This is a genomic window from Stenotrophomonas sp. P5_A8 (assembly GCF_056400545.1).
Genome location: NZ_JBFULB010000515.1, coordinates 1 through 1643, shown reverse-complemented (window position 1 = coordinate 1643; position 1643 = coordinate 1). Strand labels below are relative to the sequence as shown.

Genomic DNA, 1643 nt, shown 5'->3' with positions numbered 1-1643 from the left:
CGCTCGGCCAGTTCGCATTCGAACTGCCCGATCAGCTTGCCCATCGGCTCGCCGGTGACTTCCTCGAAGCGGCTGGCGTTGTCGATCGCCTTTTCCCAGTCACGCTCGGCCTGGTAGATCCCGATCAGGTGCTTGAGCGCCTGCGGCGCGCGCTGGTCGATCTGCGCCAGCTCACTGAACACGGTTTCGGCACGGTCCAGCAGCCCGGACTTCATGTAGTCCTCGCCCAGGGCGAGCAGTGCCTGCACCCGCTGCGCGTCATTCAGGTCGGCACGGTTGACCAGGCCCTGGTGCAGCCGGATCGCACGATCCACCTCGCCACGACGGCGGAACAGGTGGCCCAGCGCGACCTGGGTTTCGAAGGTTTCCTTGTCCAGCTCGGCGATATGCAGGAACAGCTCGATCGCCTTGTCCGGCTGCTCGTTGAGCAGGTAGTTCAGGCCACGGAAATAGGTGCTGGACAGGCGGCTGACCTGGTTGTCGCCATGGCGCTGGCCACCGCGACGGCCTATCACCCAGCCGGACAACGCCGCCAACGGCAGGAACAGGAAGAACCAGAACCACTCGGAGACAAATTCCATCGGGGCTCAGCGTCCGTCGAAAGTAGAAGAAGGGGTGGAAGCCGGCGCCACGACCGCGGTCGGGACAGCCTTCTGCGCCTTGCGCAGCTTCGCGTACAACGGGATCACCAGGCTGGCCAGCACGATGCCGCCGCCGATGATGGCACCGGACAACAGGGCGACAATGATCGCCAGGCCGGTGGTGGTGGTGATTTGGGTGAAGCCCAGACTGAGAACCATCTTGTCCGAGTTGAGCGCACCAATAATCAGTCCGGCGACCAGAACCGCCAGCAGCACAAGCAGACGTACGACTTTCATGTAGCATCTCCAGTTCCGGGAGATTCAAAGAGTAGCGGAATATAGAGCAGCGGGACAAAGAGGCCCGGAACGAAAAAAGCAGCGGACCAACGGTCCGCTCTACGCGGGGTCGCTTTCCAGCGGCACCACGGCGCTGACGCGCTCGCGCAGCTCCTTGCCGGGTTTGAAATGCGGGACATGCTTGCCCGGCAATGCGACCGACTCCCCGGTCTTGGGGTTGCGCCCCAGCCTGGGTGGCCGGTAGTGCAACGAAAAACTGCCGAACCCGCGGATCTCGATGCGATCCCCGCCGGCCAGCGCCCCACCCATCATTTCCAGCAACGACTTCACGGCCAGATCGACATCGTCCGACTTCAAATGCGCCTGTCGGCGCGCCAGGATTTCGATCAGCTCGGATTTGGTCATTACGGGCTCTTCGGGGGGAACTAGACCCTGAAACGGCCCGGACTGTTGTCCGGGCCGTCCAGGAAACTACGACAGCGACAGACCGATTACTCGGACTTGTTGCCGTTCAGCTGTGCACGCAGCAGTGCGCCGAGCTGGGTGGTGYCGCTGGACGCCGAAGAGGACTGGTATTCCTCCAGCACTTCGCGCATTTCCGCATCGTCCTTGGCCTTGATCGACAGCTGCAGGGTACGACCCTTGCGATCCATGCCCACGAACTTGGCTTCAACCTTGTCGCCGACCTTCAGGAACTGGGTCGCGTCGTCCACGCGCTCGTTCGCAACATCGCGAGCGGCCACGTAGCCTTCGATGCCGTCAGCC

The 1643-nt window shown here is 62.9% G+C and carries 3 protein-coding genes and 1 pseudogene; all 4 read right to left on the bottom strand.

Annotated elements, in window-relative coordinates:
• Positions 1–581, bottom strand: a pseudogene (locus AC1DQP_RS20260) (lipopolysaccharide assembly protein LapB); the annotation flags it as partial.
• A 6-nt stretch (positions 582–587) separates the two neighbouring features.
• The gene (locus AC1DQP_RS20255) at positions 588–878 is read right to left on the bottom strand and encodes a hypothetical protein (protein WP_478052398.1); all 291 of its coding nucleotides are present in this window, start codon (positions 876–878) and stop codon (positions 588–590) included.
• A 99-nt stretch (positions 879–977) separates the two neighbouring features.
• Entirely contained in the window at positions 978–1283 is a 306-nt protein-coding gene (locus AC1DQP_RS20250; RefSeq protein WP_017355596.1) for an integration host factor subunit beta, read from the bottom strand.
• 86 nt (positions 1284–1369) lie between these two features.
• The coding region (locus tag AC1DQP_RS20245; RefSeq protein WP_478052397.1) for a S1 RNA-binding domain-containing protein at positions 1370–1643 on the bottom strand (274 nt) is incomplete at its 5' end.